22 protein-coding genes, 5 tRNA genes, 1 other RNA gene, 1 pseudogene and 2 riboswitches are annotated in these 26,902 nt (G+C 47.1%); of the genes and pseudogenes, 27 read left to right on the top strand and 2 right to left on the bottom strand.

Annotation, left to right across the window (positions count from 1 at the left end; all coding sequences use genetic code 11):
* Positions 1-16: 16 nt before the first annotated feature.
* From dnaG to rnpB, 13 genes are all read left to right on the top strand, one after another.
* Positions 17-1,828 (top strand): DNA primase, encoded by a 1,812-nt coding sequence (gene dnaG, locus SPTER_RS11120; protein ID WP_144350471.1) that lies wholly within the window; start codon positions 17-19, stop codon positions 1,826-1,828.
* Positions 1,829-1,884: 56 nt separating this feature from the next.
* Positions 1,885-2,991 (top strand): RNA polymerase sigma factor RpoD, encoded by a 1,107-nt coding sequence (gene rpoD, locus SPTER_RS11115; protein ID WP_144350470.1) that lies wholly within the window; start codon positions 1,885-1,887, stop codon positions 2,989-2,991.
* A gap of 60 nt (positions 2,992-3,051) precedes the next feature.
* Positions 3,052-3,127, top strand: a tRNA-Asn gene (locus SPTER_RS11110).
* A gap of 134 nt (positions 3,128-3,261) precedes the next feature.
* A tRNA-Ile gene (locus SPTER_RS11105) sits at positions 3,262-3,336 on the top strand.
* A gap of 25 nt (positions 3,337-3,361) precedes the next feature.
* Positions 3,362-3,436: transfer RNA gene (locus SPTER_RS11100), tRNA-Glu, on the top strand.
* A 161-nt stretch (positions 3,437-3,597) separates the two neighbouring features.
* Positions 3,598-3,673, top strand: a tRNA-Val gene (locus SPTER_RS11095).
* Between the two features lie 76 nt (positions 3,674-3,749).
* Complete coding sequence (locus SPTER_RS11090) at positions 3,750-4,439, top strand: tRNA (adenine(22)-N(1))-methyltransferase (RefSeq protein ID WP_144350469.1); 690 nt, start codon at positions 3,750-3,752, stop codon at positions 4,437-4,439.
* Complete coding sequence (locus SPTER_RS11085) at positions 4,430-5,551, top strand: Nif3-like dinuclear metal center hexameric protein (RefSeq protein ID WP_144350468.1); 1,122 nt, start codon at positions 4,430-4,432, stop codon at positions 5,549-5,551. Before SPTER_RS11090 ends, SPTER_RS11085 begins: the two co-directional genes overlap by 10 nt.
* 80 nt (positions 5,552-5,631) lie before the next feature.
* Positions 5,632-5,742, top strand: a riboswitch (TPP riboswitch).
* Positions 5,743-5,813: 71 nt separating this feature from the next.
* Positions 5,814-6,014 (top strand): sulfur carrier protein ThiS, encoded by a 201-nt coding sequence (gene thiS, locus SPTER_RS11080; RefSeq protein WP_144350467.1) that lies wholly within the window; start codon positions 5,814-5,816, stop codon positions 6,012-6,014.
* A gap of 5 nt (positions 6,015-6,019) precedes the next feature.
* Complete coding sequence (locus SPTER_RS11075) at positions 6,020-6,805, top strand: thiazole synthase (RefSeq protein ID WP_144350466.1); 786 nt, start codon at positions 6,020-6,022, stop codon at positions 6,803-6,805.
* Positions 6,806-6,837: 32 nt separating this feature from the next.
* A complete protein-coding gene (thiH, locus tag SPTER_RS11070; protein WP_144350465.1) occupies positions 6,838-7,938 on the top strand; it encodes a 2-iminoacetate synthase ThiH in 1,101 nt (366 codons plus the stop codon).
* A 52-nt stretch (positions 7,939-7,990) separates the two neighbouring features.
* Positions 7,991-8,638, top strand: coding sequence for a thiamine phosphate synthase (gene thiE, locus SPTER_RS11065; protein ID WP_144350464.1), 648 nt, complete (start codon positions 7,991-7,993; stop codon positions 8,636-8,638).
* A gap of 61 nt (positions 8,639-8,699) precedes the next feature.
* Positions 8,700-9,052, top strand: an RNA gene (rnpB, locus tag SPTER_RS11060) — RNase P RNA component class A.
* Positions 9,053-9,093: 41 nt separating this feature from the next.
* Here rnpB and SPTER_RS11055 read toward each other — a convergent pair.
* Positions 9,094-9,657, bottom strand: coding sequence for a nitroreductase (locus tag SPTER_RS11055; RefSeq protein WP_144350463.1), 564 nt, complete (start codon positions 9,655-9,657; stop codon positions 9,094-9,096).
* Positions 9,658-9,843: 186 nt separating this feature from the next.
* On the opposite strand from SPTER_RS11055, the gene SPTER_RS11050 reads away from it, so the two are divergent.
* Entirely contained in the window at positions 9,844-10,500 is a 657-nt protein-coding gene (locus SPTER_RS11050) for a TMEM165/GDT1 family protein (protein WP_144350462.1), read from the top strand.
* A 180-nt stretch (positions 10,501-10,680) separates the two neighbouring features.
* On the opposite strand, the pseudogene SPTER_RS25895 reads toward SPTER_RS11050, so the two are convergent.
* Positions 10,681-12,412 (bottom strand): annotated as a pseudogene (locus SPTER_RS25895) (IS1634 family transposase).
* Between the two features lie 149 nt (positions 12,413-12,561).
* On the opposite strand from SPTER_RS25895, the gene SPTER_RS11040 reads away from it, so the two are divergent.
* The 13 genes from SPTER_RS11040 (at position 12,562) to SPTER_RS10980 (ending at position 26,839) form a co-directional block, all read left to right on the top strand.
* Positions 12,562-12,828 (top strand): TMEM165/GDT1 family protein, encoded by a 267-nt coding sequence (locus tag SPTER_RS11040; RefSeq protein ID WP_144350461.1) that lies wholly within the window; start codon positions 12,562-12,564, stop codon positions 12,826-12,828.
* A gap of 251 nt (positions 12,829-13,079) precedes the next feature.
* Positions 13,080-15,173: a glutamine synthetase III family protein gene (locus tag SPTER_RS11035; protein ID WP_144350460.1), complete on the top strand. Its 2,094-nt coding sequence runs from the start codon at positions 13,080-13,082 to the stop codon at positions 15,171-15,173.
* Positions 15,174-15,733: 560 nt separating this feature from the next.
* On the top strand, positions 15,734-17,644 hold the full coding sequence (locus SPTER_RS11030; RefSeq protein ID WP_144350459.1) for a type I glutamate--ammonia ligase: 1,911 nt from the start codon (positions 15,734-15,736) through the stop codon (positions 17,642-17,644).
* Between the two features lie 299 nt (positions 17,645-17,943).
* Positions 17,944-18,453 (top strand): ferritin family protein, encoded by a 510-nt coding sequence (locus SPTER_RS11025; protein WP_144350458.1) that lies wholly within the window; start codon positions 17,944-17,946, stop codon positions 18,451-18,453.
* Positions 18,454-18,596: 143 nt separating this feature from the next.
* Positions 18,597-19,268 (top strand): nitrite/sulfite reductase domain-containing protein, encoded by a 672-nt coding sequence (locus tag SPTER_RS11020; protein WP_144350457.1) that lies wholly within the window; start codon positions 18,597-18,599, stop codon positions 19,266-19,268.
* A gap of 146 nt (positions 19,269-19,414) precedes the next feature.
* The gene (locus tag SPTER_RS11015; protein WP_144350456.1) at positions 19,415-20,647 is read left to right on the top strand and encodes a hydantoinase/carbamoylase family amidase; all 1,233 of its coding nucleotides are present in this window, start codon (positions 19,415-19,417) and stop codon (positions 20,645-20,647) included.
* 119 nt (positions 20,648-20,766) lie between these two features.
* A complete protein-coding gene (locus SPTER_RS11010; RefSeq protein WP_144350455.1) occupies positions 20,767-21,270 on the top strand; it encodes a hypothetical protein in 504 nt (167 codons plus the stop codon).
* Positions 21,271-21,435: 165 nt separating this feature from the next.
* A riboswitch (cyclic di-AMP (ydaO/yuaA leader) is annotated at positions 21,436-21,582 on the top strand.
* A 47-nt stretch (positions 21,583-21,629) separates the two neighbouring features.
* A complete protein-coding gene (locus SPTER_RS25655) occupies positions 21,630-22,298 on the top strand; it encodes a 3D domain-containing protein (protein WP_281289522.1) in 669 nt (222 codons plus the stop codon).
* A 155-nt stretch (positions 22,299-22,453) separates the two neighbouring features.
* Positions 22,454-22,906: a DMT family transporter gene (locus SPTER_RS11000; protein WP_246105573.1), complete on the top strand. Its 453-nt coding sequence runs from the start codon at positions 22,454-22,456 to the stop codon at positions 22,904-22,906.
* A 107-nt stretch (positions 22,907-23,013) separates the two neighbouring features.
* Positions 23,014-24,147: an acyl-CoA dehydrogenase family protein gene (locus SPTER_RS10995; protein WP_144350454.1), complete on the top strand. Its 1,134-nt coding sequence runs from the start codon at positions 23,014-23,016 to the stop codon at positions 24,145-24,147.
* A gap of 125 nt (positions 24,148-24,272) precedes the next feature.
* A tRNA-Val gene (locus SPTER_RS10990) sits at positions 24,273-24,349 on the top strand.
* 546 nt (positions 24,350-24,895) lie between these two features.
* Entirely contained in the window at positions 24,896-26,500 is a 1,605-nt protein-coding gene (locus SPTER_RS10985) for a peptide chain release factor 3 (RefSeq protein WP_144350453.1), read from the top strand.
* Between the two features lie 12 nt (positions 26,501-26,512).
* Positions 26,513-26,839, top strand: coding sequence for a GRAM domain-containing protein (locus tag SPTER_RS10980; RefSeq protein WP_144350452.1), 327 nt, complete (start codon positions 26,513-26,515; stop codon positions 26,837-26,839).
* The last annotated feature ends 63 nt before the right edge of the window (positions 26,840-26,902 follow it).

Raw genomic sequence — 26,902 nt, 5'->3', positions numbered from 1 at the left:
GGATAAGGTGAATTTTATGAAAGATGCAGTTTTCGATGATTTTCTCGACAGATTGCGGTCAGAGAGTGATATTATCGGCGTGGTGTCCGATTATGTATCACTAAAAAAGAAGGGGAAAAATTATTGGGGCTGCTGCCCCTTCCATCACGAGAAGACGCCATCTTTTTCAGTTACTCCTGATAAAGGTTTTTTCTATTGTTTTGGCTGTCAGACCGGAGGCAATGTTTTCAATTTTTTAATGAAGGTTGAGAATATTACCTTTATCGAAGCCGTAAGATTACTGGCGGGAAAAATGAATATTCCTTTGCCGGAAAAAGAGAAATCGCCACGTGAGCAAGCCCGTGACCAGGAGCTTGCGAAAATATATCAGGTCAACGAGCTGGCCAGAGATTTTTTTCATGCCTGCCTGACGAAAACTAATTATGGCAAAGCAGCCCGTGAATATTTAACTAACCGGGGTATAACGGCCGCAATGATTGATTTCTTTAAACTGGGGTTTGCTCCGCCGGCATGGGATAGACTGTCATTAACCTTCTGTGAACGTGGTATACCCCTTACTATATTACTGAAAGCAGGCTTATCGGCGGCCCGCACTTCCGGCGATGGGGTATATGACCGGTTTCGCAGTCGGATCATGTTTCCGATAACTGATGTGCGGGGGCGTATCGTTGGTTTTGGGGGCAGGGTTCTGGACGATAGTCAGCCCAAGTACCTCAACTCACCCGAGACGGAAATTTTTAACAAGCGGCAGGTCTTATTTGGCTTTGAGCACGCCTATAAGCATATCCGTGACTCCGGCCAGGTTATTATTGTCGAAGGCTATATGGATGTTATCACCCTTTACAGTCAGGGGATTAAAAATGTAGTAGCATCCTTGGGCACCGCTTTCACATCTGAACAAGCCAGAAATCTTATTAAACTTAACGCCGAGCTGTTGTTTTCTTATGACAGTGATGCGGCCGGGCAAAATGCTACCGTTCGTGCCCTGGAAACGGTTAAGGCCCTGGGAGCAGCCATTAAAATTGTGTCCGTACCTGATGGTAAAGATCCTGATGAATTTATCAGGAAACATGGCGCCGCTGCTTTTAATAATCTGCTTACTTCGGCGCAACCGCTATTGGATTACCAACTCGACCGGGCTTTGAAATCGGGTGATTATTCTACAGTACAAGGAAAAATTGCTGTTGTCGGTAAATTAGTGCCTGTTTTGGCGGAAGCCGATAACTCAGTTGAGGTAAACGCTCATATTACCCGTTTATCTCAGATACTCTCAGTTGATGAAAATGCTTTACGCAGCGAGATAACAAAGTATATCGTTCAACTCAAAAAGGATAAAAATGTAAAAAAAGGGAAAACTATAAATATTGCCCTCTTGTATAAGCAGATTCCTCCCGCCGCCCTGCAGGCGGAACGACAGCTTATCAGGCTGTTGTGCGATGATTTAACGCTTATTCCTTATGTTCTGTCTAAGATTTCACCACAAGAAATACAAGGCATACTCCAGCAAGAGATTATTAAATTTATATTTACTGCGTATAATATGGAAAAAAATATAACACAGGCGACAATCCATGCCGGTGTAGATACCCTAACTGAAAAAGCAAAGACTGAGTTTTCACATATTATGTTAATGGATATACAATTTGATGATGTGGTCAAATTTCTTGAAGACTGTATTAAAACCATCCGGTTGGCACATCTGACCGCACTGTATGAACAACACCGGCTAATGGCCGATGAATTAGAACGCATGGGGGATAGTAGCTTTCTGCAGGAATTGGCGGAAAGTCAGCGAATTAAACATGAAATTAGCAAATTACATCACTAATAGTCAAGTACTGTATGCTTTATTACCGTCAACTGCCAGAGGAAGGGGGGAAAACTATGGCCGATAAGAAAAGTACTTCAGGTGAGCAAGTCAATGAACTTTTACACAAGGGTAAAAAACGTGGTGTACTCACGTATTCTGAAATTATGGATACCATGCAGACTGAAGATATGAGCCCTGATGAAATTGATGATATGTATGAAATTTTTAGTAATAAAGGCATTGAGATTGTTGACGAAGTTCCGGATGTTGAACTGATTGAAGGCCCAGACCTGTCTGAGATTGAATCGACGGCCGAAGAAGTAGATATAGATCTCACCATTCCTGAAGGCATTAGTATTGATGACCCTGTGCGCATGTACCTTAAAGAGATAGGCCGGGTACCACTTTTAACTGCTGACGAGGAGATTAAACTGGCCAAACGTATGGAGCAAGGGGATGAGGAGGCTAAACGCCGTCTGGCTGAGGCAAACTTAAGGCTGGTAGTCAGTATTGCCAAACGTTATGTTGGGCGTGGTATGCTGTTTTTGGATCTGATTCAGGAAGGTAATCTTGGCTTAATCAAAGCAGTGGAGAAATTTGATTATAACAAGGGGTATAAGTTCAGTACCTATGCTACCTGGTGGATTCGGCAAGCAATAACCCGGGCAATTGCTGACCAGGCCCGAACGATTCGGATTCCTGTTCACATGGTTGAAACCATTAATAAACTCATCCGGGTATCACGGCAGCTTCTCCAGGAATTAGGCCGGGAGCCATCACCGGAAGAGGTTGCAAAAGCTATGGATGTCAGCGTGGAACGGGTACGGGAGATCATGAAAATAGCCCAGGAACCTGTATCTTTGGAGACGCCCATCGGTGAAGAAGAAGACTCTCACCTGGGAGATTTTATCGAAGACCAGGATGCACCGGCTCCGGCCGAAGCTGCTTCTTTTATGCTGCTTAAGGAACAGTTGGAAGAAGTCCTGGAAACACTGACACCGCGCGAAGAAAAGGTATTGCGCCTGCGTTTTGGTTTAGATGACGGCCGGGCCCGGACGCTGGAAGAAGTGGGACAATATTTTGGTGTTACCCGCGAACGTATCCGTCAGATTGAAGCCAAAGCGCTCAGAAAACTTCGCCATCCCAGCCGTAGTAAAAAGTTAAAGGATTTTCTGGAGTAAAACTAAATATTACTTGACGTAACCTGGACATTGCTTTATAATAGTCAACGTTGGCGATATTCCTCGATAGCTCAGTTGGTAGAGCAATCGGCTGTTAACCGATCGGTCGTAGGTTCGAGTCCTACTCGAGGAGCCAAAAGCAGAGTGCCAAGTTTTTAGGAGCAATAGCGACGCGGAAACTTGTGCGAATCGCTTAGTTCTGAGCGATAGCGAAGAACCTCCTATATATTAAAACAGGCTTTCTCCGGAAAACCTGTTTTAATATCTCTAGGGCCTATAGCTCAGCGGTAGAGCAGCCGGCTCATAACCGGCTGGTCCCTGGTTCGATCCCAGGTGGGCCCACCAACTTCCCGCATCCCACCTCTCAAATGGCCCGTTGGTCAAGCGGTTAAGACACCGCCCTTTCACGGCGGTAACAAGGGTTCGATTCCCTTACGGGTCACCATAAGCAGTGAACCAGGTTCTCACGAGTCGATAGACGAAATGAGAACCTGTGTGATAAGCAGAGAGCCAGATTTTTAGGAGCGCAGCGACGCGGGAATCTGTGCGAATCGCTTAGTTCTGAGCGTAGCGAAGAACCTCCTTTCTCGATATCAAAATTAACACGGGCGATTAGCTCAGCTGGGAGAGCGCCTGCCTTACAAGCAGGATGTCGGCAGTTCGATCCTGTCATCGCCCACCACAGCAAACCTGCGAAGTTAATTCGCAGGTTTTTTGCTACCTATCAGAATAACAATGATTTACCAGGAGGGCTGTATGTGAAATTAGGTCAGCGCTTACAAACGATTGCCGGCATGGTGCCAGCCGGTGTGACTATGGCCGATATTGGGACAGATCATGCCTATTTGCCCATCTATCTTGTGAAAGAGAAGATTGTGGCCAGGGCAATTGCCGGTGATGTTCATCACGGGCCGTATTTATCAGCCCAAAATGCGGTGGCGGCAGCGCAGCTGGAGCAATATATCTCGGTTCGACTGGGGAACGGCTTGGCGGTTCTTCAGCCGGGGGAGGCCGACGTCGTGGTCATTGCCGGTATGGGCGGAGCCAATATCATTGCAATCCTGCAAGCCTGTCCGGATATAACCAGCCTGGTACAACGCCTTATCTTACAGCCAATGATTGCCGCCGCTCCGGTCCGCCTGTGGCTGCATACCCAGGGCTGGCAGATTGTTGACGAGCAGCTGGTGCAGGAAGAAGGGAAGCTATACCAGATTATCGCGGCCGAACCTGGTGCAGGCCCTCTTGATGATCAGTCCCTTTATGAGATCGGACCACGGCTCTGGCAGTCCAGGCATCCGTTATTGCGGCTGCATATTAATGAACTGATCAGCCAGCGGCGCGCCGTGCTTCTGGCTATGGGCGGGAGTGACGACGCCGTAAAATCTGCTAAATACCGGGAATATACCCGTAAGCTTAACGCGTTGGAGGAAAAGCTGTTATGTCTGTAATTTGCCGTGATATTTTAAAAGAGCTGGAAAAGCTGGCGCCCCGGCATCTGGCTGAACCCTGGGATAATGTCGGGCTGTTGCTTGGTGATCCTGCGCAACCGATACAGAAAATAATAGTAGCCTTAGATGTGGATCAGCCCCTTGTTAATGAGGCTATTACCACCGGCGCTGACCTGATTATCGCTCATCATCCGCTGATCTTCAAAGGCCTTACCCGTATCCGTACAGATTGCCCGCAGGGAAAGCTGCTGGCTGACCTGATTAAAGCCGGCATCGCTGTATATGCCGCACATACTAACCTGGACAGTGCCCGCGGCGGGGTTAATGATGTATTAGCGCAAAAATTAGCCTTAAAAGAAGTCCGGCCGCTAACTAATGTCTATCAGGAGCAATTGTATAAATTAGCTGTGTATGTGCCTGCTACCCATGTTGACCAAGTTCGAAACTCAATCACAGCCGCAGGGGCCGGGCATATCGGCAATTACAGCCACTGCACTTTTCAAACCCCGGGTACAGGGACCTTTTTACCATTAGCTGATGCCCAGCCTTTCCTCGGCCATCAGGGAACACTGGAATTTGTCGACGAAAGCCGCCTGGAAACTGTATTTCCGGCAGCTTTGCGTTCGCAGATCATTACTGCTATGCTGGCAGCTCACCCGTATGAGGAAGTGGCCTATGACGAATATCAGCTGCTAAATAAAGGTGAGACTTATGGCCTGGGGCGGGTGGGCTGCCTGGCTGCACCCATGGGGCTTGAACAATTTATCAGACAGGTAAAAACGGCATTACATATTAATTCTGTCAAAGTGGCCGGCGCTGATGCTGAACAAATGATCTCCAGGGTTGCCGTATGCGGCGGCAGCGGCGCCAGTCTGATTAACCAGGCCGTTAATGCTGGGGCTCACATCCTGGTTACCGGTGATGTAAAATATCATGAGGCCCAGCAGGCCGTCGCAGAAGGTCTGACTATTATCGATGCCGGGCATTTTGCCACCGAACAGCCGGTAGTCGGCTTGGTGGCAGACTATTTAACGCACTGTGCCCAAAAAAACCTTTGGAAGATTACAGTTATTGGCAATAATGCCAATAAAGACGTGTTTACAGTCTGTTAGAGCTGTTTAGCCGGTATTTTGCCCGAGAAAAGGGTTTGACGGTTTGCCTAATTCTGGTATACAATGAATACAGATAAATATTAGTTGGCCGAGGGAGCTCATGTTATGGGCTGAGAGTGAAACTATTAAGTTTCTTACCTCCATTACCTGATCGGGATAATACCTGCGGAGGGAGGTCGTGTGTAATTTGTGTAATTGTGCGCGTCACTACCCGGTAGGGGGAGACGTGCTTTTTTATTATTATGAAGGAGGCGGAGGCCCTGTGAGATTAACGGTAAATGGCAAAGACCTGCAGATGCCGGTCGGTGTTACCATTGCTGAGCTGGTTGGTAAGCAAGGATTTAATCCTGAAGTCATTGTAATTGAGCATAACCAGCAAATAGTTAAAAAGGAAGAATGGCAGGCAACTGTTTTACAACCCGAAGACTGTCTCGAAGTGGTCACTTTTGTAGGAGGAGGCTGAGTGTAATGGCGAAAAACTTGGCGGGAGATATCTTAACTGTCGGTGGCAAAGCATTAACCAGCCGGTTATTTTTAGGAACAGGCAAATTTGCCAATAACCGGCTTATTCCAGAGGTCGTGAGCGCTTCCGGTTCTCAGGTGATAACGGTTGCGGTACGGCGGATTGACCCGGAATATAAAGAAGAAAACATAGTTGACTACATTCCGGACACCTGTATCGTAATGCCGAATACCTCCGGCGCCAGAAATGCGGAAGAGGCTGTCCGCATTGCCCGGTTAGCCAGAGCCGCCGGGTGCGGCAACTGGATTAAAATTGAAGTGATTTCTGATAACCGCTATTTGCTCCCTGACAATATTGAGACAATTAAAGCTACTGAAATTTTAGCGGCCGAAGGTTTTGTTGTACTCCCCTATATGAGTCCTGATTTAATGGCGGCAAAACGCCTGGCGGCAGCGGGGGCCGCCGCTGTTATGCCGCTGGGAGCGCCTATTGGTACGAACCGTGGTCTTAAGACCAAAGAAATGGTAAAAATCCTGATTGAAGAAGTGTCTTTGCCGGTTATTGTTGATGCCGGGATCGGCCGGCCCTCCGAGGCTGCCGAAGCTATGGAAATGGGGGCGGCGGCAGTGCTTGTAAATACGGCGGTGGCAACAGCCTATAATCCGGTTGCCATGGCGGCAGCCTTTGGCCTGGCTGTTGCGGCCGGGCGCAAGGCCTATCTCGCCGGTCCGGGGGCGGTCCAGGGCTATGCCGCCGCTTCGTCGCCCTTGACGGGTTTTCTCCACGAATAACTGCAGCACATGGTGCAAGAAGGAGGTATATTGTGAGTGTTTATGACGAACTGTTAAAATACCGGGATTTAGATTTCGCAGCCGTTTTCGAACAGGTCACTGATGATGATATTCAAAGGGTTATCAGTAAAGACCGGTTAACTGTATTTGATTATCTGACACTACTATCGCCTAAAGCCGAACGGCAGCTTGAGGCTATGGCCCAGCAGGCACACCGTCTTACTGTGCAGCAGTTTGGCCATACGATTTTACTCTATACACCGCTATATCTGGCTAATTACTGTGTTAATCAGTGTGTATACTGCGGTTTTCATGCCCATAACGCGATTGAAAGAAAAAAACTAACCCTGGATCAGGTCCGGGCTGAAGCGGCGGCCATTGCTGCCACCGGTTTAAAGCATATCCTGATTCTTACTGGCGAGTCACGGCACCATTCTTCTGTAGGCTACATTAAAGACTGTGTCCGGATATTAAAAGACTATTTTACCTCTATTAGTATTGAGATATATCCTCTCAGTACCGATGAGTACAGTGAGCTTGCCGCGGCCGGGGTGGACGGCATGACCATTTACCAGGAAACCTATCATGAGGCAAACTATGCCGAATTACATCCTGCCGGACCCAAACGGGACTACCGTTACCGCCTTGATGCCCCGGAGCGGGCCTGCCAGGCCGCTATGCGTGCTGTTAACATCGGGGCGTTGCTGGGCCTTAGTGATTGGCGCCAGGAGGCATTTCTGACAGGGGTACATGCCGATTACCTGCAGCGAAACTACCTCGATGTTGAGATTAGCATGTCGCCGCCGCGGATGCGGCCTCATGTCGGCGGTTTTCCGCCCCGGGTCATTGTCAGTGACAAAAATTTAGTGCAGTATGTTCTGGCGTTCCGGTTGTTTATGCCGCGTGGGGGGATAACACTATCAACACGGGAGAGCGCTGCCTTGCGTAATAATATGCTCAAACTCGGCATTACCAAAATGTCAGCCGGGTCCTGCACCGCCGTGGGCGGGCACTCGGAAGAAGCTGCTGTCGGCCAGTTTGAAATATCTGACGAACGCAGCGTCGCGGAGATGGCAGCTATGCTGTATGCCCGCAATTACCAGCCTGTCTATAAAGACTGGCAACTATGGTGACACAGCGGGGCCTGCGCCTATGGCGGCTGAGTTTTCATCAATAAGGAGGAATATGATGCCAAAACCGGGAATGACTAATTTTTTAACCACAGACATATATGCCTTGACAGCCGAAGAATATTCACTGGGCCGCAGCAATGTTGAAGTGGCACAATTACTCATTAGTGCCGGTATCAAAGTCATCCAATACCGGGAAAAAGATAAAAAGGCCGGATCAATGTATAAAGAGTGTCTGTTAATACGGGAGCTCACGCAGCAAGCCGGTGTTACCTTCATTATTAATGATCATATTGATTTAGCGCTGCTGACCGGAGCTGACGGCGTACACATCGGCCAGGAAGATTTGCCGCCGGCCAGGGTTAGAGAGTTAATTGGCAATGATATGATCCTGGGCTTGTCCACCCATTCCCCGGCGCAGGCTAAAGCGGCAGAGGCACTGGGGTGTGTTGACTATATCGGGGTAGGTCCTGTATTTGCCACCCGTACCAAAAAAGATGTTTGTGAGCCGGTAGGGTTTACCTATCTTGAATATGTCGCCCAAAATCATCAGCTACCCTTTGTCGCGATTGGCGGCATTAAAGAGGGCAATGTTAAAGAGGTCAGGCGGCATGGTGCCGGTATCGTTGCCATTGTTACCGACATTGTCGGCGCTGATGATATCCCGGCCAAGGTACAGGCAATCCGGCAGGCGTGTAGTTAAGTCTAGCAGCATTTGACTTATGTGTTAACTGATGATAAAATTATAGTTCAATATCAGCTTCTGAGTAGGAAAGATGATCGCGGATATCTTGTATATTCGAGGAAAGTCCGAGCTCCGCAGGGCAGGGTGCTGGATAACGTCCAGCGAGGGTGACCTCAGGGAAAGTGCCACAGAAATGTGAACCGCCCGGCATTGCCGGGTAAGGATGGAACGGTGCGGTAAGAGCGCACCAGCAGTCGGGTGACCGACTGGCTAGGTAAACCCCATCCGGAGCAAGACCGAATAGGGAAGGGATGAAGCTGCCCGCTGATCCTTCCGGGTTGTGTCGCTAGAGCCGTCAGGCAACTGCCGGCCAAGATAAATGATCATCACCGTTAACGCGGAACAGAACTCGGCTTAATGAATACTCAGATAAAAGCAGATAAAAACCCGCAGCCACCAAGGCTGCGGGTTTTTTACTTCCAAAATAAAATTTCCGGTGGTTTTCTGGCGGCAGCCGGCGGATTGCTGATTTGCGGGTAGCCTACAATAATCGGAGCCACAGCTTCAAACCCAACGGGGATAGCGAGTTCTTCCTTGACGGCCGGCAAATTGAGAAAAGGGCGGGCAAAACCTATCCAGCAGGTTCCCAGGGTTAGACTGTGGGCTGTAAGCATGAGATTTTGGGCGGCTAAACAACAATCTTCATAATTTTGGGGATCCTGGGATTTTGCAAAAATAATAACCAGGGATTGGGCGTTATAAAAAACATTAAATGCAGGGTTTGCCAATGCCGTTTTATACTTGTTCAGTTTCGGCACCTGCTCCAGCAGGGTTAGAAGAAATTGTTTGCTGCGCTCAGAATACGCTTGCAGAAGAGCGGCGTCTTGAATAACCGCATAGGCCCAAGGCTGAGAATTCATCGCACTGGGGGCCTGGATTGCCGCCTGTAACAGTTTTTCGATCGTTGGCCTGTCAACTTGTGTCGTGGTATAGCTTCGTACGGAACGCCGGCTGGTTATAGCTGCCTGTAATTCCATTGCCATCCATCCTTTCAAAGGTAGTAAAGCTTTGTCAGTGTGCGTTTTGCTGCTGACCATGCTGGTAAGGTTTATCTATTGCCAACATATTAGCTTAATCCTGTTAAAATGTAAAGTTGACGGACAAAATATTGCCGCTTTTGTCCATACTACCAGTAAGGCTGTTTTATGGGGGAGGAAGTTGCTTTGACGGCATTTTTTACGGCACTAACTATTGTAATACTGGCGGAAATGGGCGATAAGACGCAATTGCTGGGGATGGCTTTTGCTACCCGTTATCCCTGGCGTACGGTCATGTGGGGTGTTTTTGCGGCCACAATCCTTAACCATTTATTTGCTGTCATTGTCGGCAGTTATATTACCCTGTTTATTCCCTTGCAGTATGTTCAGATTGCTGCCGCCGGCTCTTTTATTATCTTTGGCTTGTGGACAATCCGGGGCGATAAATTACAGGACGAAGACCGGGATACAGGCCGCAGTCCGTTCTGGACAGTAACCATCGCTTTTTTTATTGCCGAAATGGGGGATAAGACCCAGCTCGCTACGGTGGCGTTAGCAGCCCGGTTTGCTAATGAAATGATCCCGGTTTGGCTGGGAACAACGGCCGGCATGATGATTGCTAATGCAATCGGCATTCTTATTGGTGTGGTCTTAGGCAAAAAGATACCGGAACGGCTGGTTAAATGGTTTGCCGCCCTTGTATTTATTTGCTTTGGTGTTTATGGCTTATATGAATATTTGCCGCGCGAGCTGTTGACAACTCCCTTTATCCTGGGGGGAATAGCCGTAATATTTCTGTCCATCTTTTTTATTGCCCCCAAACGGGATGACAAGCTGCCGTAGCCATAGTACTAAGGAATGGCAGAAAAAATATTTTTAATGTTATTTAATCCCTAGACAAATTGCTTTTTTATGCTATAATCCCATCTTTGACAGTTGGGAGATAAAAATAGTCTGAAACGCCTTGTATATAAGGCGTTTCAGACTATTTTAAGAAGCTAAAAAAAAAAAAATGCGTACCTTTTATTGTTTTTTTTGTAGACTTAAAATTTTTTTCATTTGCTTTGTACCTACAATCTCATAATCGGTACGGAAGCCAAAAGTCTCATGTAGAGCATCGGTAAAATCGGTTCTGGTATAAGTGGGAACATACCCTTCTCCAGGAACGCAATAAAAATTCATGGTCCGTAGCTGGCTAATGATTTCGGTGCTTGTAAAATTTTCTTTTACCCTTTTTTCCAGATATCTGTAGATTGTTAGTGCTAAAAAACAGGTTGTAAAATGTGCTTTAATCCGGTCATCCCGGCTAAGATATACCGGTCTTGCCCTGAAATCGGATTTTAACAGGCGAAAACATTCTTCTATTTCCCAACGCTTGTGATTGATCTTAGTAATAGCAGGAGCATCCTCTTCGAGATTTGTGCAGACGGCATAGAAGCCATCATAAGCTTCTTCGTTTGCGATGATTTCCTGATCGATAGTGTAGAATTCATTTTTGGCAATTTCACCTTCAGTTGTCACATTTGTCCTTGAGATAAAACGCTTACAATCAGTCTGGCGGTGTTTTTTTAATGAGGAAGGATTTGATTCAAGCAGTTTACAGGCGCGTTCTATCTGCCGGCTTCGGATACATCGCTGGTAGTTTTGGTATTTGAAAGAGAAAGTAACGATGAGCTTCTGCTCTAAACCGTCTTCTTTTATCCAGCGCTCCTTGTAGAAGGTGGCGTTCTGATAGTTTTCTTTGGCCTCTTCGGACTGAGCTATTTGGGAAATATCAAACGCTCCCCTTACCTGAGGCAGAGACCAGCCCTCTGTAGCTAAAGCCCACTGCTTGAGATGTTTTTTCAGCTTTCTCACAGACTGAGTGGTAATAAAGGCACGGTCTTTCTTGTCATTGAATTTGCGATTATCGATGGAAGAGAGTCCGGCATCCGTACAAACAATAAATTTAGCCAGAGAGAAATCCGTAAGAATCTTTTTTTCTAACGGCTGTAGGGTAAGTTGTTCATTAGTGTTGCCGCTGTGAATGCAAAAGCAAGGGGAATGCCATCCCCATCCATAAACAGTCCCATTTCCACAATCGGATTGGGCCTGTTTTCTTTGGAAGGGCCATACTGTTTATCGCCACTTTCCTGCTCAATTTCAAAAAAAATAGTTGGTACAGTCGTAGTAAAGAATTGTATCATTGCGTTTTGAGACAGCCAGGCTATTTTTTGTAAAGCTCAGCTTGAATAAAATCGGATTCTTTGGCAATGACTTCAAGAGCACGGTAAACATGCTGGATTTCAAAATCAGGCTGTTCCAGAAGCGTCTTGGAAAGCTGGCAGGTATTGAGCTTAGAGGCAGGAAATAGAATTCTGCCATAAACCAGCCTTGAGAGAATCGAATCAAGGGGAAACGAAAATTTATAGCGTTCAGAAATAGAGCGGCAAATATGATGAAGGTTTAAGTCATGGTACAACTGTTGGAGAAAAAGATAGCCACCATTGAAGGATACCTGGTCCCCTTTAGGGATAAGCTTGGACTGGGATCGCTTTATAAAGATATGTCCAGCTGCTTCTTTTTCCTTTTTAGTTAATTTATCAATATACGCTTTTGCCCACACATAAGGATCCTGCCCATTGAGCTTTTCCCGGAGTTCTTTTTCCGTGCCAAGCTTTTCAACGGTAATGGTCTTTTCTTTTTTATCAACATAAACTGTTTTTGTGACATAAAGGGAGGCGGAATTTTTGGAACGTGATACTTTCAATCGCATAAGCAGACCCCCAAACTACTTATATTATACCACATCACGCTATATCACGCAATATATAAGTGGGGATTTTGACAAAAAAATAAGCCTAAATCAAGGCTTCCAGCGTTTTTGGTATTATTCAACTGTCAAAAACCCGGTTTGCTAATGAAATGATCCCGGTTTGGCTGGGAACAACGGCCGGCATGATGATTGCTAATGCAATCGGCATTCTTATTGGTGTGGTCTTAGGCAAAAAGATACCGGAACGGCTGGTTAAATGGTTTGCCGCCCTTGTATTTATTTGCTTTGGTGTTTATGGCTTATATGAATATTTGCCGCGCGAGCTGTTGACAACTCCCTTTATCCTGGGGGGAATAGCCGTAATATTTCTGTCCATCTTTTTTATTGCCCCCAAACGGGATGACAAGCTGCCGTAGCCATAGTACTAAGGAATGGCAGAAAAAATATTTTTAATGTTATTTAATCCCTAGACAAATTGCTTTTTTATGCTATAATATAAACATATTTAAATAATACCTGAGTCAATGATGACTTCTCTGCATTTATGTAGGGGGAGTCTTTTTTTTATTTGTATTGGCAAAGGTTTATTTTTATTAATTGATAGTTTATTGAGAACAACCAAAATATTACACCATTAACTACTGTAAATTGAAAGGGGTTTTTTTGGATGAGCAATCTAGGTCAAATTTTTGGTGCCAACGTCTTTAATGCTGCTATTATGAAAGAACGTCTTCCCAAAGGCACTTACAAAGCCTTAAAGAAGACAATTGAAGAGGGGCTGCACTTAGATCCGGCCGTTGCCGATGTAGTCGCCAGTGCAATGAAAGACTGGGCTCTGGAACAAGGGGCCACCCATTTTACTCACTGGTTCCAGCCAATGACCGGCATCACTGCCGAAAAACATGATTCCTTTATATCGCCAACTGCAGATGGCAAGGTTATCATGGAATTTTCCGGCAAAGAATTGATCAAAGGCGAGCCGGATGCGTCTTCATTCCCCTCCGGTGGTCTTAGAGCAACCTTCGAAGCCAGAGGGTATACGGCCTGGGATTGCACATCACCGGCCTTCATAAAAGACGGCTCACTATGTATTCCTACTGCTTTCTGCTCCTATACAGGAGAAGCATTGGACAAAAAGACACCGTTGCTGCGCTCCATGGAAGCTCTGTCAAAACAAGCCCTGCGGGTATTAAAAGCGCTTGGCAATACAACAACCAATAAAGTTATTACCACAGTCGGGCCGGAACAGGAATATTTTATTGTTGATAAAAACACCTTTGCCCAAAGAAAAGACCTGATATTTACAGGCCGGACCCTGTTTGGGGCCAAACCGCCCAAAGGCCAGGAACTGGAAGATCATTACTTCGGCTCGCTTAAAGAAAGAATTTCGTCGTACATGAAGGAACTGGACGAAGAACTCTGGAAACTGGGAATTTCCGCCAAGACAAAACATAATGAGGTTGCGCCGGCACAGCATGAATTAGCCCCAATTTTTACTACCACCAATATTGCAACAGATCACAACCAGCTTACCATGGATACGATGAAAAAAGTTGCCTTACGCCATGACCTGGTGTGCCTGCTGCATGAAAAACCTTTTGCCGGCATTAACGGTTCCGGTAAACATAATAACTGGTCTATGGGTACCGATGATGGCCTGAACCTGCTTGAGCCAGGTCATACTCCCCATGACAATGAGCAATTTCTTGTATTCCTGTGTTCGGTCATAAAAGCTGTCGATGTTTATGCCGACTTACTGCGCGTGTCAGCAGCCAACCCGGGCAATGATCACCGTCTGGGTGCTAATGAAGCTCCTCCTGCTATCATATCAATATTCTTAGGCGAGCAATTACAAGACATTCTCGAGCAAATTGAAAATGGCGGCGCAACAAGCTCTAAGACTGGCGGCCAGATGGAAATCGGGGTTACTACCCTGCCGGCCCTGCCCAAGGATGCAACCGACAGAAACAGAACCTCCCCCTTTGCCTTTACCGGTAACAAGTTTGAATTTAGAATGGTTCCCTCTTCCGCGTCGATTGCCGAACCGAATTATATTTTAAACACAATTGTGGCGGAAGTGTTGAACGAAGTTGCCGACAGACTGGAAAGCGCCAAGGATATAAAGGCTGAAGTTAAAACAATTCTTAGTGAATATGTAACCAAGCATAAGAATGTAGTATTTAACGGTAACGGTTATGCCGATGAATGGGTAGCGGAAGCGGATAAACGGGGCTTGCCGAATATAAAAACCACTGTCGAGTCCATTAAAGCCCTGATTGCGGAAAAGAACCTGGCCGTAATGGAAAAACATGGAGTCTTAAGCAGAGTGGAAATGGAATCCCGCTATGAAATATTGCTTGAGAATTATATCAAGACCATCAACATTGAAGCCCTGACAATGATAGAGATGGCCAAACGGGAGATACTGCCGGCCGTGATTAAATTTGCCACTAACCTGGCTGGTTCAATCAACACCATCAAGGCTACCGGTGTGGCGGCCGATGTAACGGCGCAAACCGAACTATTAACAGAAGTGTCTTCCTTAACTGCCGCCCTCAAGAAGAATATTGCGGTCCTGGAAGAAGCTGTGGCAAAAGCGGATAATGCTCATGGTGACACCTATGCCCAAGCCGCCTTATTCAGATTTGACGTGTTTGAGAAGATGAGTCCCCTGCGCGAGGTTGCCGATACGCTTGAAACTCTGGTAGACAAAGAAGTATGGCCCTTCCCAACCTATGGTGACCTGTTATTTAATGTATAATAAGTAAGGACAAAACCTGACTTGGCTCAAGTCAGGTTTTTTATCCTGATAGGCAGTAATGCCGTTACAACGGCACCAGCAAAGAATGAAAAATGCTATTTTTCAGGATAGAAAGTATAACTTTCCCTGGCTAAGGACAACATCGGCTTACGCTTTCGCCCAAGGCTCGGCGCCAGCCGGGTTTTCTTTATTTTTAATAACCGGAGAAATATCGATGGCTGTTAAAGCGGCAAAATGACCGGAAAGTAACAGTTTTCCACTGATTTTCAGCGTTTATCTATTAAAATGTAAGCCCGGTGTAGACTCCTGGACAAATTGTATTTTTATGCTATAATAAAGACATATTTAAAACCTGAGTCGGTGTCGCTCTTCCGCAAGCAGCAGTGGGGGAGCCTGTTTTTTTAACATCATCGGCAAGTATACCCTCTTGCTGATCATAAGTAAGAACGACTGGGGCTTCTGCCGGCGTCCGCCAGGACTTGGCACAAGCCAAGTCTTTTCTTATCATCTTGGCTCAGGGCATTCCCGCGGTAAGTCAATTTAAACATGAGGTGAAGCAAATGGTTAAGGATTTAGTGTATTTGATTCCTGCCGGTAAGTATGGCAAAGAAGAAATTTTGAACCTGCTCAATAACCACCCGGAAATCCAATTCGCATCACTTGTCGGCATTGATCTGGCAGGTAATGATACTGATGAAAAAGTGCCGATTAATTTATTCATTAAGGATATGGATGATTTTTATAACGGCAGCGCAGTACAAACAGATGGCTCATCTGTTGTTCTCACCGGGATTGCCACATTAAATAATGCCAAGGTTGATATGCTGGCAGATGCCGGCGTTAACTGGTTTGTTGATTATAATTTTGAACATATTGATGAGGCAACAGGTAAGCCTGTAGGCACACTTAGGATTCCCGCATTCCTGGTACATAATGGTCTGAGGGTTGACTCCCGGTCCATACTGGCGCAAAGTCTCGAATATATCAAAGGTGAAATCCAAGCTCTGTTCCAAAAGAATGAAAAAATCGCCGGGTTAGAGCATATCAATAACGCTGAAGTCGACGATATCCTTTTTACTGCGGCCACTGAACTTGAATTTTGGGTAAAAACCCCGGCTAACAAAGCCGAGGTGGAAGAACTGTCTGCTTCGCAGGTTATGCAGGAACAATATTGGCAGCGTACCCGGGGCAATGTCCGGACAGCTATGGAACAGGCCCTGTTGATGATGGCCCGGTATGGTCTCGAACCGGAAATGGGTCATAAAGAGGTTGGTGGTGTAAAAGCCAGAATCGATGAAGCCGGCCATCTAAGCCATGTTATGGAGCAGCTTGAAATTGACTGGAAGTTTTCCAATGCCCTGCAATGCGCCGATAATGAGCTGCAAGCCAGAATTTTAGTGAAAGAAGCGTTTCGGGCTAACGGTCTGGAGGTAACCTTCAAGGCTAAACCGATTATTGGTGTGGCCGGTAATGGCGAGCATACGCATGTGGGGATTGCTGCCAGACTCAAATCAGGTAAAATTGTCAACCTGTTCTCGCCGGCGGATATGAAGCAACATTTCCTAAGTGCCATCGGCTATGGTGCGATTATGGGCTTGTTAAAGCATTACGAGGTAATCAATCCGTTCATATCCTCGACCAACGACTCCCTTAACCGCTTAAAGCCTGGTTTTGAAGCCCCCATATGTATCGTAACCTCCCTGGGGCATACACCGGCCGTACCTTCCCGTAACCGGACCATTCTGGCCGGTCTTGTCCGGGATATTAATAATCCGCTGGCAACCAGATTTGAGGTTCGTTCCCCTAACCCGTACACTAATACCTATATTGCTTTGACTGCTTTTTATATGAGTATGCTTGATGGTATCAAAGCTGCCGTTAACTCCGGCAAATCGGTAGCCGAAATTGATGCGGAATTGTCAAAAGCTGCCGGTACGGCAGGCTTCTATCTTGAAACTGACCGGGCCTATCGCAGCGAGCATGATGTGTTTGATGATTATAGCGAGGAAGAGAGGGACCGTCTGTTCAGCAAACCGCCTGCCACCGTCTGGGAAAATACCCAGAGTATTAGTAAATACCCGGAAAAAGTGAAAACACTGACCGCCGGCGGTGCCTTCCGGCCTGAGCTTGTGCAGGCTTTTGTCGCCGGTGCCCTGGTACGCTGGCAAACCGAACTGTTAAACCGCATAATTCCGGAAAACCTGGCTATCGTTAAAGAGGCCAAACTGCTGCATGATGCGGATTCCGGCAGTGACCTTGATCTGCATCACTGGGATAAGATCAACAGTCTCAGAATGTATCTGGCCAAAGACTGCCTATCGCAGAAAAGCCTGTTTACCCGTATTAAAGAGGCGATTGAAACAAGTGATTATGACAGCGTATCCGCCCTGCAAATTGAAATGTCCGAGAAAATAGGCACTTTAAAAATATTGTACAGCCAGTACAAAAAGAACATGATCCATATCTGCTAAACAGAGAAAGACACACTCCCGGCCAAACACCAGGGAGTGTGTTTTATTTTCCTGATAGACAGTCAGGTTGTTACAACGGCACCATCAAAGAATAAAAAAATGCTATTTTCAGGATAGTAAGTATCTTAGGAAGTAAGACCGCCTATATCCTAAAGGACCTGGCATAAGCCAAGTTTTTTATAACTAAGTAATTTTTCATTATTTTTTGATAAAAAAGTTAATAATCTCACAATCCAGAAAGGAATTCGTTTGGAAATATGGAATATATCAGTAAATTACCTGAAAAGGAGGCTGATATTATGGAAAAAAACGCCTGTAATATAGGCAATTTGTTTAGTGATCTGGAAGCACTGAGAATAGCGATTGATATGGAGGCCCGTGGCCGCGATTTCTACAAAAAAGCCTATGAGCAAGCAGAGGCCAAAGAACATAAAGACCTGTTCATGCTGCTTATGAATGAGGAAATTCAGCACCTTGAACAATTTACCCAGTTGTACAACCAGGTGAAAGAAAATCAACAGGACGGCGAGGACTATTTGTTCGATCAGGAGACTTCCCGCTATCTGACCGTACTTGCTGAACCTCATATTTTCCCTAAAGACAAAGCCGCCCAAATGTTTCCCGAGTTCAAAAGCATTGCCGATATTTTGCAGGCCGCTATGCAGGACGAAAAAGATTCCATCCTGTTTTATGATGCTTTGGCAAAATGTGCTAAGTTTGAAGGAGCCAGAAATATATTCAATCTCTTAAAATTTGAAGAACAGACGCATGTGGTTAAGCTGCGGGAAATGCTTGACGGCTGGGCTTAAAGAGTACAACCGATATTAATAGCGTCTTTGGGCGCTATTTTTTTTGTGTGAAGGTTTTTTTTAGCAGGAATTCTTCAATTAATATCCAATTTATAATAATACTCTATTAAATATTATTATTTTACAGGAGGTTTGATCAGATCATGGATCTTAAAACAGATTTATTGGCAAAAGGCGCGATTGTTCAGCGCGACCGGGAAACCTATGCAATTGCCCCGCATATTCCGGGGGGAGTTATTCTTGATGTTAACCTGTTAAGAAAAATTGCTGATGTTTCCGAAAAATATGGCGCCAAGGCGCTCAAACTGACTTCCGCCCAGCGGATTGCCATTGTTGGTATTCCGGAAGACAAAATTGATGCCGTCTGGGACGACCTGGGGATGGATAAGGGGGCGGCCGTCGGCCTGTGTGTCCGCAGCATCAAAATATGCCCGGCCACTCATTTCTGTAAGCGGGCCCAGCAGGATGGGCTGACACTGGGGCTGGAGCTTGATAAAAAGTATCATGGCATGGAATTGCCCGGGAAGATGAAATTCGGCGTCAGCGGCTGTACTAATTCCTGTGCCGAGGGCTGGGTTAAGGACATTGGGCTGATCGGCACAGCCAAAGGCTGGAAGGTTGTGATCGGCGGCTGTGCCGGCGCCAGAGCCAGAATCGCCGATCTGTTGGTAGAAGGACTGCCCCAGGCCGAAGTAACGCCTGTTATTGAAAAAATTATTGCTTATTACCAACAGAATGCCCGCAAGCATGAGCGGATTGGCATGATGATTGACCGCTTAGGTCTGGACACTGTCAAACAGGGGATATTAGGCTAAATAAAAAGCGTCTGGCAAAGCCAGGCGCTTTTATTTCGTCTTGCCGGCGGAACCGGCACAAGCCATTTTTTTCTAAAGCAATTATGGAATTATGAGCAAAATAGCGGTATACTGTCAGTAAAAGAGTACAGTAAGGGGCGGTGGCGATGCAAGCGAATCCTTGGGCGAGTGAATGGGTTCTGGAAAATTTAGAACAGGTGGCTCAATGTAGCCGGGAACAAGCCGGCACCTCCCGCCGGACGGTTAGCAACGCCGGTCAGCAGGTGCGCTGTTTCATTACTGAGCTGATGCACGACCTAGGTCTTGTTGTCCATACCGACGCAGCCGGCAACATGATCGGACGCTGCGAGCCGGCCGGCAGTCAGGCTGCCTTGCCGGCGGTAATGACCGGCTCTCAGCTGGACGCCATTCCTGTCGCCGGTAACTATGACGGTATAGTGGGGGTATTATGCAGTCTGGCGGCGGTTAAAACATTACGGGAGCGCGGCGCCGGCAAACATCCCCTGGAAGTAGTGGTGTTTGCCGGCGAGGCCCCCGGCCACTGCAACCTGGCGAATTTAGGCAGCAAAGCAATGGCCGGCTTAGTCAGTGAGCAGGCCTGGAAAAGAAGTAAAGAGCAGGCAGACCCTGCGGAAGCAGCTGCTCTCGCACCGGATTTTGCACAGATCCGCTCTGCTGCCCGGCCGAAGAACAGTATTAAGGCTTTTCTGGCCCTGCATACCGAGCAAGGCCGGATTTTGGAACAGGGTAGGGTGAATATTGGCATTGTAGAAAACATTGCGGCCCCCACCAGGCTGAAAATGACAGTAAACGGCCTGGCCGGTCCTGCCGGCGGCATACTGCTGGCCGAGCGCCAGGACGCACTGGTGAGCGCCGCTATGATTGTGCTGGCCGTGAGGAATATCGCGGCCGAGCATGATTACCAGGGGACAGTCGCCACCGTGACAACGCTGAAAACATATCCGGGAACCCCGGCGTTAATTCCCGCCGTGGTCGAAATGTGGGTCGAGATAAATGGCACAAAACATGAAAGTATCATTGCTATTCTGCAGGCTATAAAAGATGAAGTCAGTATGATTGCTGACGATCATGACACACCGGTAGCCATTGAGGTAATCTCATCTGAAAAACCGTTTATGCTTGATCAAACCATCGTCAGTACACTGGAAAGTGTCTGCCAGGGACTAAAACTTTCCAGTCTGCGCCTGGACGACCGCATTGGCTATGATGTGGTGAATATGGCCCATCTGGCCCCGGCCGGGCTGATATTAATCCCCGGCGGCGAAACGGCCGGCAACGGCAGCCGCCGGGCGGCACAAGCCGCGATTGGCGCCGGCGTCGACGTATTGACAGCCATGCTGCAGCAATTAGCAAAATAAGGGCCCAAACCGCCTGTTTGCCCTGCGAGCAGGCTTTTTCTTAAACTTACCACTATTTTTTATGTAAACCTTATGGTAAAATATCATTTGAACCACATCAGATGAAAGGAGTGCTAACCTTGAAGAAAATAGTAACCGCGGTTTTGTTGATGGTTTTTGTAATGCCGCTTTCATTTGCTTTACCCAAGGCTGAGGCTGCTTTCTTAGAGGATCAACTGGCTGAAGCGGCTGGCACTGGTGCCGCTGCTCAATTACAGCAAATTCTTCAGATGACAGATAATCTTGCGGACAGAGAAGCCTTGTTAGGTACCCTTGCCAAGAGTGCCCTTGAACGTTCAGGCAATACCGCTGCAGTTAACGATATTACCACTATGGCCACCCAGCTGCTCATGCAGGATCAGGCCGTAATCAAAGAAAATCTGGTTAAGGCGGTAGAAACAGCTGCCCGCAGCAGAGTCCAGCAAGAGGTAACTACCCGGCTGTCCGGTTATCAAACAGAAATGGCTGTACTCTCTTCCCTGCTGAATAACAGCAATATGTTAATGCCGGATGCGGTAAAAAACAGTAATGCCATTAGCAGCATTATGCAGGGCAGCCCGAGAACAATTGACGTGATCAACTAACCGGCTCAGGCCGGTTCTTTTTTTTGCACCGTTTCCCCACCTGTTGCCGGGGGAGCAGAATAACTGAGAATTGCCAATGCAGGCTTACCTAATTAACGAAAAAAGAGGATAAGGAAAAATTACAGGGTTTTACTAAATTTGACCAATAGTCCAATCCGGTATACTATAGATATAATGCCGAATCTTTACAGGTACGGGGGAACCAAGACAGTAGACACAGGGGATAATCCGTTGAGAACGGAAGGGCGTATTCTAATTCTCTCTTTTCCCTATCCCGACAGCTAACCCCGGAGGCTAACATTGCGAGGTTGTTTGTGGTACTACTAACCTCGAAGACTTATCGTAAGAGAGGTGATACATTGAATAAAGCCCTTTTTGCCATAATTCTTTGCCTTGCCTTACTGCTTAGCATCAGCAATCCTTTGCCAGGAACGGCGGTGTCACCACCGGCAGCTGAGACACAGCAGGTTATCGTATCCTCACCGGCGGCGACAGAAGCTGAAGAAGCAGCTGGGCCGCCCGAACCGCCGCCGCTGACTATGGGCATGCGCGGCGATAAAGTCCGCGTTGTCCAGAAGCTGCTGGCAGACGGCGGCTTTTATGCCGGCAATATTGACGGTGTTTACGGTCCCATTACCGCCAACGCCGTAAGAGCATTTCAGCGCAGCACCAGTCTGGAAATCACCGGCACTGTTGACAGGGAAACCTTTACCTATCTTGAGCGGGCAACGGGTGAGCCCAGCCGCTATAGCCGGTCGCTGCTTATGAAAGCATCGGCCTATACGGCCCATGATCCCGGCAATGGCAGTTATACCTATCGCGGCAATCTGCTGCGCCGGGGCATGGCCGCTGTTGATCCGACGGTAATTCCGCTGGGAACCCGGTTGTACATCAAAGGGTACGGCTACGCCATCGCCGATGATATTGGCGGGGCTATTAAGGGGCAGCGGATTGACCTGGCTTTTGAAAATCGCCGTGAGGCTTTGAACTTTGGCGTTCGCAAAGTAACCGTCTATATACTGGACTAACAAGCAGGCCTGCCGCCTGCTTTTCCATTTGCCGCCGATTACCGGTTTCTCCCGGAATATTAAAGAGCCCCTGGTATTATACTACATTCATCCGGTACTTGCTGCCGGCTGTGTTTATTGCCCAGGCTTGATATTGCGATGGGAGTGTGTTCGGATTGAATCTGTTTTCAGGTGAAATGCTGCCATTGGTATTGGCGTTAATCTCAGGCGTGCTGATGGCGGTCCAGGGATCGCTGAATGCCCTGCTGAGCAAAGCGGTCGGCCTCTTAGAGGCTACGTTTGTCGTGCAATTGACCGGAGCCATTCTGGTCATGATTTTATTGTTTGTATTTAACCTGGGGAAAGGCAATCTGTATGCCTGGCAGGCTGCTCCCTGGTATTCCTGGCTGGGAGGTATTATCGGCGTAGGCATCATCTATCTGGTCGCTGCCAGCATCCCCAGTGTGGGGGTGGCTAACGCCACTACCGCCATCATTGTCGGTCAGGTGCTGACCGCGATTATTATCGACCATTTTGGCGGGTTTGGCCTGGAACGCTCTGCATGCAGCCCCCAACAGCTGTTGGGACTGGTATTACTGGCAGTTGGCGCTAAATTATTGTTAAAATAGCGCTTTTTTTTATATTTTTCCCAATTAGGTGTTAACAAAAAAAAAAATTTGCGGTATACTTATCATTAGTATTTTTTGGTTTTATGCTAACCATAAGGAGGCAAAGCATGGATTTTAACTTTACTCCCGATCAATTGGATCTACAGAAAATGGTAAAAGATTTTGTTGCTAAAGAAATTACGCCTCACGCTCTGGAAATGGATAAAGAAGGTGTAGTTCCCCCTGATCTGTGGAAAAAACTTGATGAAGCGGGCTTACTTAATTTAACCGTTCCCGAAGAGTATGACGGACCTGGTCTTGATGCGCTTTCAATTGCTCTTATATATGAAGAATTAGGCAAAGGCTGCGCCGGTGTGGCCACAACAACGGCTGCCAACGCCCTGGCTTCCTATCCGGTGGTTTTATTGGGCACTGATGCCCAAAAAAGAAAAATGTTTGATGTGATAAATAACGGTAAACTGGCGGCCTTTGCCTTAACCGAGCCTGGTGCCGGGTCGGACGCCGGGGCCGTTGCCACTACCGCTGTCAAAGACGGGGATAATTATATTATCAACGGCACGAAGTGCTTTATCACCAACGGCGGTATTGCCGATATCTATATTATCTTTGCCAACACCCGCAAAACTGCCGGCATCCGCGGCCTGACGGCCTTTATCGTCGAACGGGACACACCTGGTTTCTCGGTGGGTAAAGAAGAAGAAAAAATGGGAATCCGGGCCTCCAATACCTGTGAATTGGTGTTAGAGAATGTTTGCATCCCCGCCGCCAACAGGATTGGCCGCGAAGGGGAAGGCTTTAAAATCGCCATGAAAACACTGGATGCGGCCCGGCCGTTTGTCGGCGCCGTGTCGGTCGGCTTAGCCCAGGCGGCCTTTGAACTGGCGGTCAAATATTCGAAAGAACGGGTGCAGTTTGACAAGCCGATTGCTTCCTTCCAGCTGGTGCAGGCCATGCTGGCCGATATGGCCATGCAGATTGAGGCCGCCCGCCTGCTGGTTTACAAAGCTTGCTGGCTGAAAGATCAGGGTGTATCTTACACGAAAGAATCGGCCATTGCCAAGTGTTTTGCCGCCGACACCGCCATGAAGGTTACTACAGATGCGGTGCAGGTGCTGGGGGGTTATGGGTATTCTAAAGAATACCCGGCGGAAAAATACATGCGCGATGCTAAGATTATGCAGATCTATGAAGGCACTAATCAAATTCAGCGTCTGGTTATTGCCAATAACATTCTGTACTAAACAGCCAATCGCCACCGCTTGCCGCGCCTGGCAGCAAGGTCCAAATGGCGTTTAGCCTGGCTGGGGCCTGACAAATTACTGCTTGACTTTTTGAGTTAATCCTAATATAATTTAACGTGTGTTAAGGGATTATAGCTCAGTTGGTTAGAGTACTACGTTGACATCGTAGGGGTCACTGGTTCGAGTCCAGTTAGTCCCACCATAAAAAAACAGGCTTACAGGTTTTCACCTGTAAGTTTTTTTATTATCTAAAGAAGACATGGCAGCGATGGTCTTGCCTTAGGTTTCAGGATTTCTTGGCGCGACTTGCATTTTTAAGGATTTTTATTATACTGGAAGTAAGGAATATAAGGAATATCAGGGAGTGTCGTCGCTGCTTCCTTGCCCTTTACCATGTTGTCTCGCCCGAAAACTAAAATATAACATGGCCAAGACGCTGGTTTCTTGGCAAAGTTAGATGTTAGTTTTAGACAACGCAGATTTTTTCGCAATGCAAGGCGGAGGACGCTAACTGATTCATTTCATTAAGATTTGCTTTAATGATCCTGAATGATAGGGGCCTCTTATTACTGGCACGGGCCGCGCAGATCGGCAATCTGTAAGGCGACGACATCCTTACCTAAAGTACAGCAATAAGCCGGCAGAGAGAAGCAAGCTGAGCCAATGCCTGCATTGACTACTGTTAATGAATGGTGTATATTAAATTATTGCATTGTAATCTATCTATACAATTTTTTAGGAGGCAATAATGTCGAACCTTGCTCCCGAAACCAATAAACGACGCACCTTTGCGATTATATCTCACCCTGATGCCGGCAAAACAACCTTAACGGAAAAATTACTGCTTTATGGCGGCGCCATTCGCCTGGCAGGTTCGGTTAAGGCCAGAAAAGCTCAGAAACATGCGGTTTCAGACTGGATGGAGATTGAGAAACAGCGTGGTATTTCTGTAACCTCCAGTGTGCTGCAATTTGATTATGACGGTTACCGGGTTAATATTTTAGATACCCCGGGTCACCAGGATTTCAGTGAGGATACATACCGGACGCTCATGGCCGCCGACAGCGCCGTCATGCTGATTGACGTGGCCAAAGGCGTTGAAGACCAGACAAAAAAACTGTTTCAGGTGTGTAAACAGCGGGGGATACCGGTATTTACCTTTGTCAATAAGCTGGATCGCTATGGCCGTAATCCTTTTGAACTTATGGAAGAGATCGAAAATATTCTCGGTATCCGTGCTTACCCGATGAACTGGCCGATTGGCATTGACGGTAAATACAGTGGTATTTATGTGCGCAAGCAAGCGAAGATTGAGTTGTTTGAGCGGGGCGGTGTGCATGGTCAGTGGGCCTTGCCCTCTAAGCAGGGCAGTGTGGATGACCCGGCTTTTAAAGAAATTCTGGGGGCCGAGATTCATCAGGCCTTATGCGATGATATCGAGCTGCTGGACATGGCCGGTGATCCCTTTGATTTCGACAAGGTAGCCAAAGGCGAGCTGACCCCTATGTTTTTTGGCAGTGCCATGACTAACTTCGGTGTCCAGTTGTTTTTGGAGGATTTCTTAGAAATGGCACCGCCGCCGATGCCCAGAATATCATCACTAGGTTTGATCAATCCCAGTGATGATATGTTTTCAGCCTTCGTATTTAAGATTCAGGCCAATATGAATCCGGCCCATCGTGACCGGCTGGCTTTTATGCGGATATGCTCAGGCAAGTTTGAACGGGGGATGACTGTTTATCATGCCCAGTCAGGCAAGCCGGTCAAGTTGGCTCAGCCGCAGCAGTTTTTAGCCCAGGAGCGGACGATTATCGAGGAAGCCTACCCGGGCGATATTATCGGTTTATTTGATCCGGGTATTTTTGGTATTGGCGATACCCTGTGTCAGGAGGGGGTTCATTTTACCTTTCAGGACTTTCCCGTATTTCCACCGGAACAGTTCGCCCGCATCCAGGCCAAGGATACGATGAAACGCAAGCAATTTGTTAAAGGGATGACCCAGCTGACCCAGGAGGGGGCTGTCCAGGTTTTTCGCCAGCCCGAATACGGTGTGGAATCCTTTGTTATCGGTGTTGTCGGCTCACTGCAGTTTGAAGTGCTCGAATACCGTCTGAAACACGAATATGGCGTAGATATTTTAATGAACCGCTTACAATATTCTGTTGCCAGATGGCTCTGCGGTGAAAATATAGACGTTAAAGTCATGAAGAATATGGATGCCGGTCTGTTGGTACAGGATATAAAGGACAGGCCGGTAGCCCTGATTAGCAATGAATGGCAGCTCAGATGGGTAATGGAACGTAATCCGGACATTCAATTCCTGGCCGTGCCTGAAGATGCGCGGCAGGTGTAAGGAGCTGGTTGCATGTACAGCTTTCCGTTAGCAGCAGATGAAATCATTATTAAAAAGTGTCATGCCAGTTATACCTGCGATAGTGAAGTTTTAAACGGAGCACTCTATTTGACAAATCACCGGCTGGTATTTATTGGCTATTTGCTGAGTATTAACAGCAAGTATATGGACGAGGTGCCCTTGGCGCACATAAAAACCCTGGCGGCAGAGAAAACTTTTTATATTATCCCTAATGTACTTAAAGTTGTTACTATGCAGGATAAAGCAATTAAATATATTGTGAAGGGCCGCAATCAATGGCTTACTGCCATTAACAGGCAAATCGAAACGGCAAAATAAACAAAAACCACACTTCCCTTCCTTCATTGTATGCAAATGCGCTGTGGCACATATACTATATGA

It is taken from the genome of Sporomusa termitida, from assembly GCF_007641255.1.
Lineage (GTDB): Bacteria > Bacillota > Negativicutes > Sporomusales > Sporomusaceae > Sporomusa > Sporomusa termitida.
This window is presented reverse-complemented; position numbering and strand designations above follow the sequence as displayed.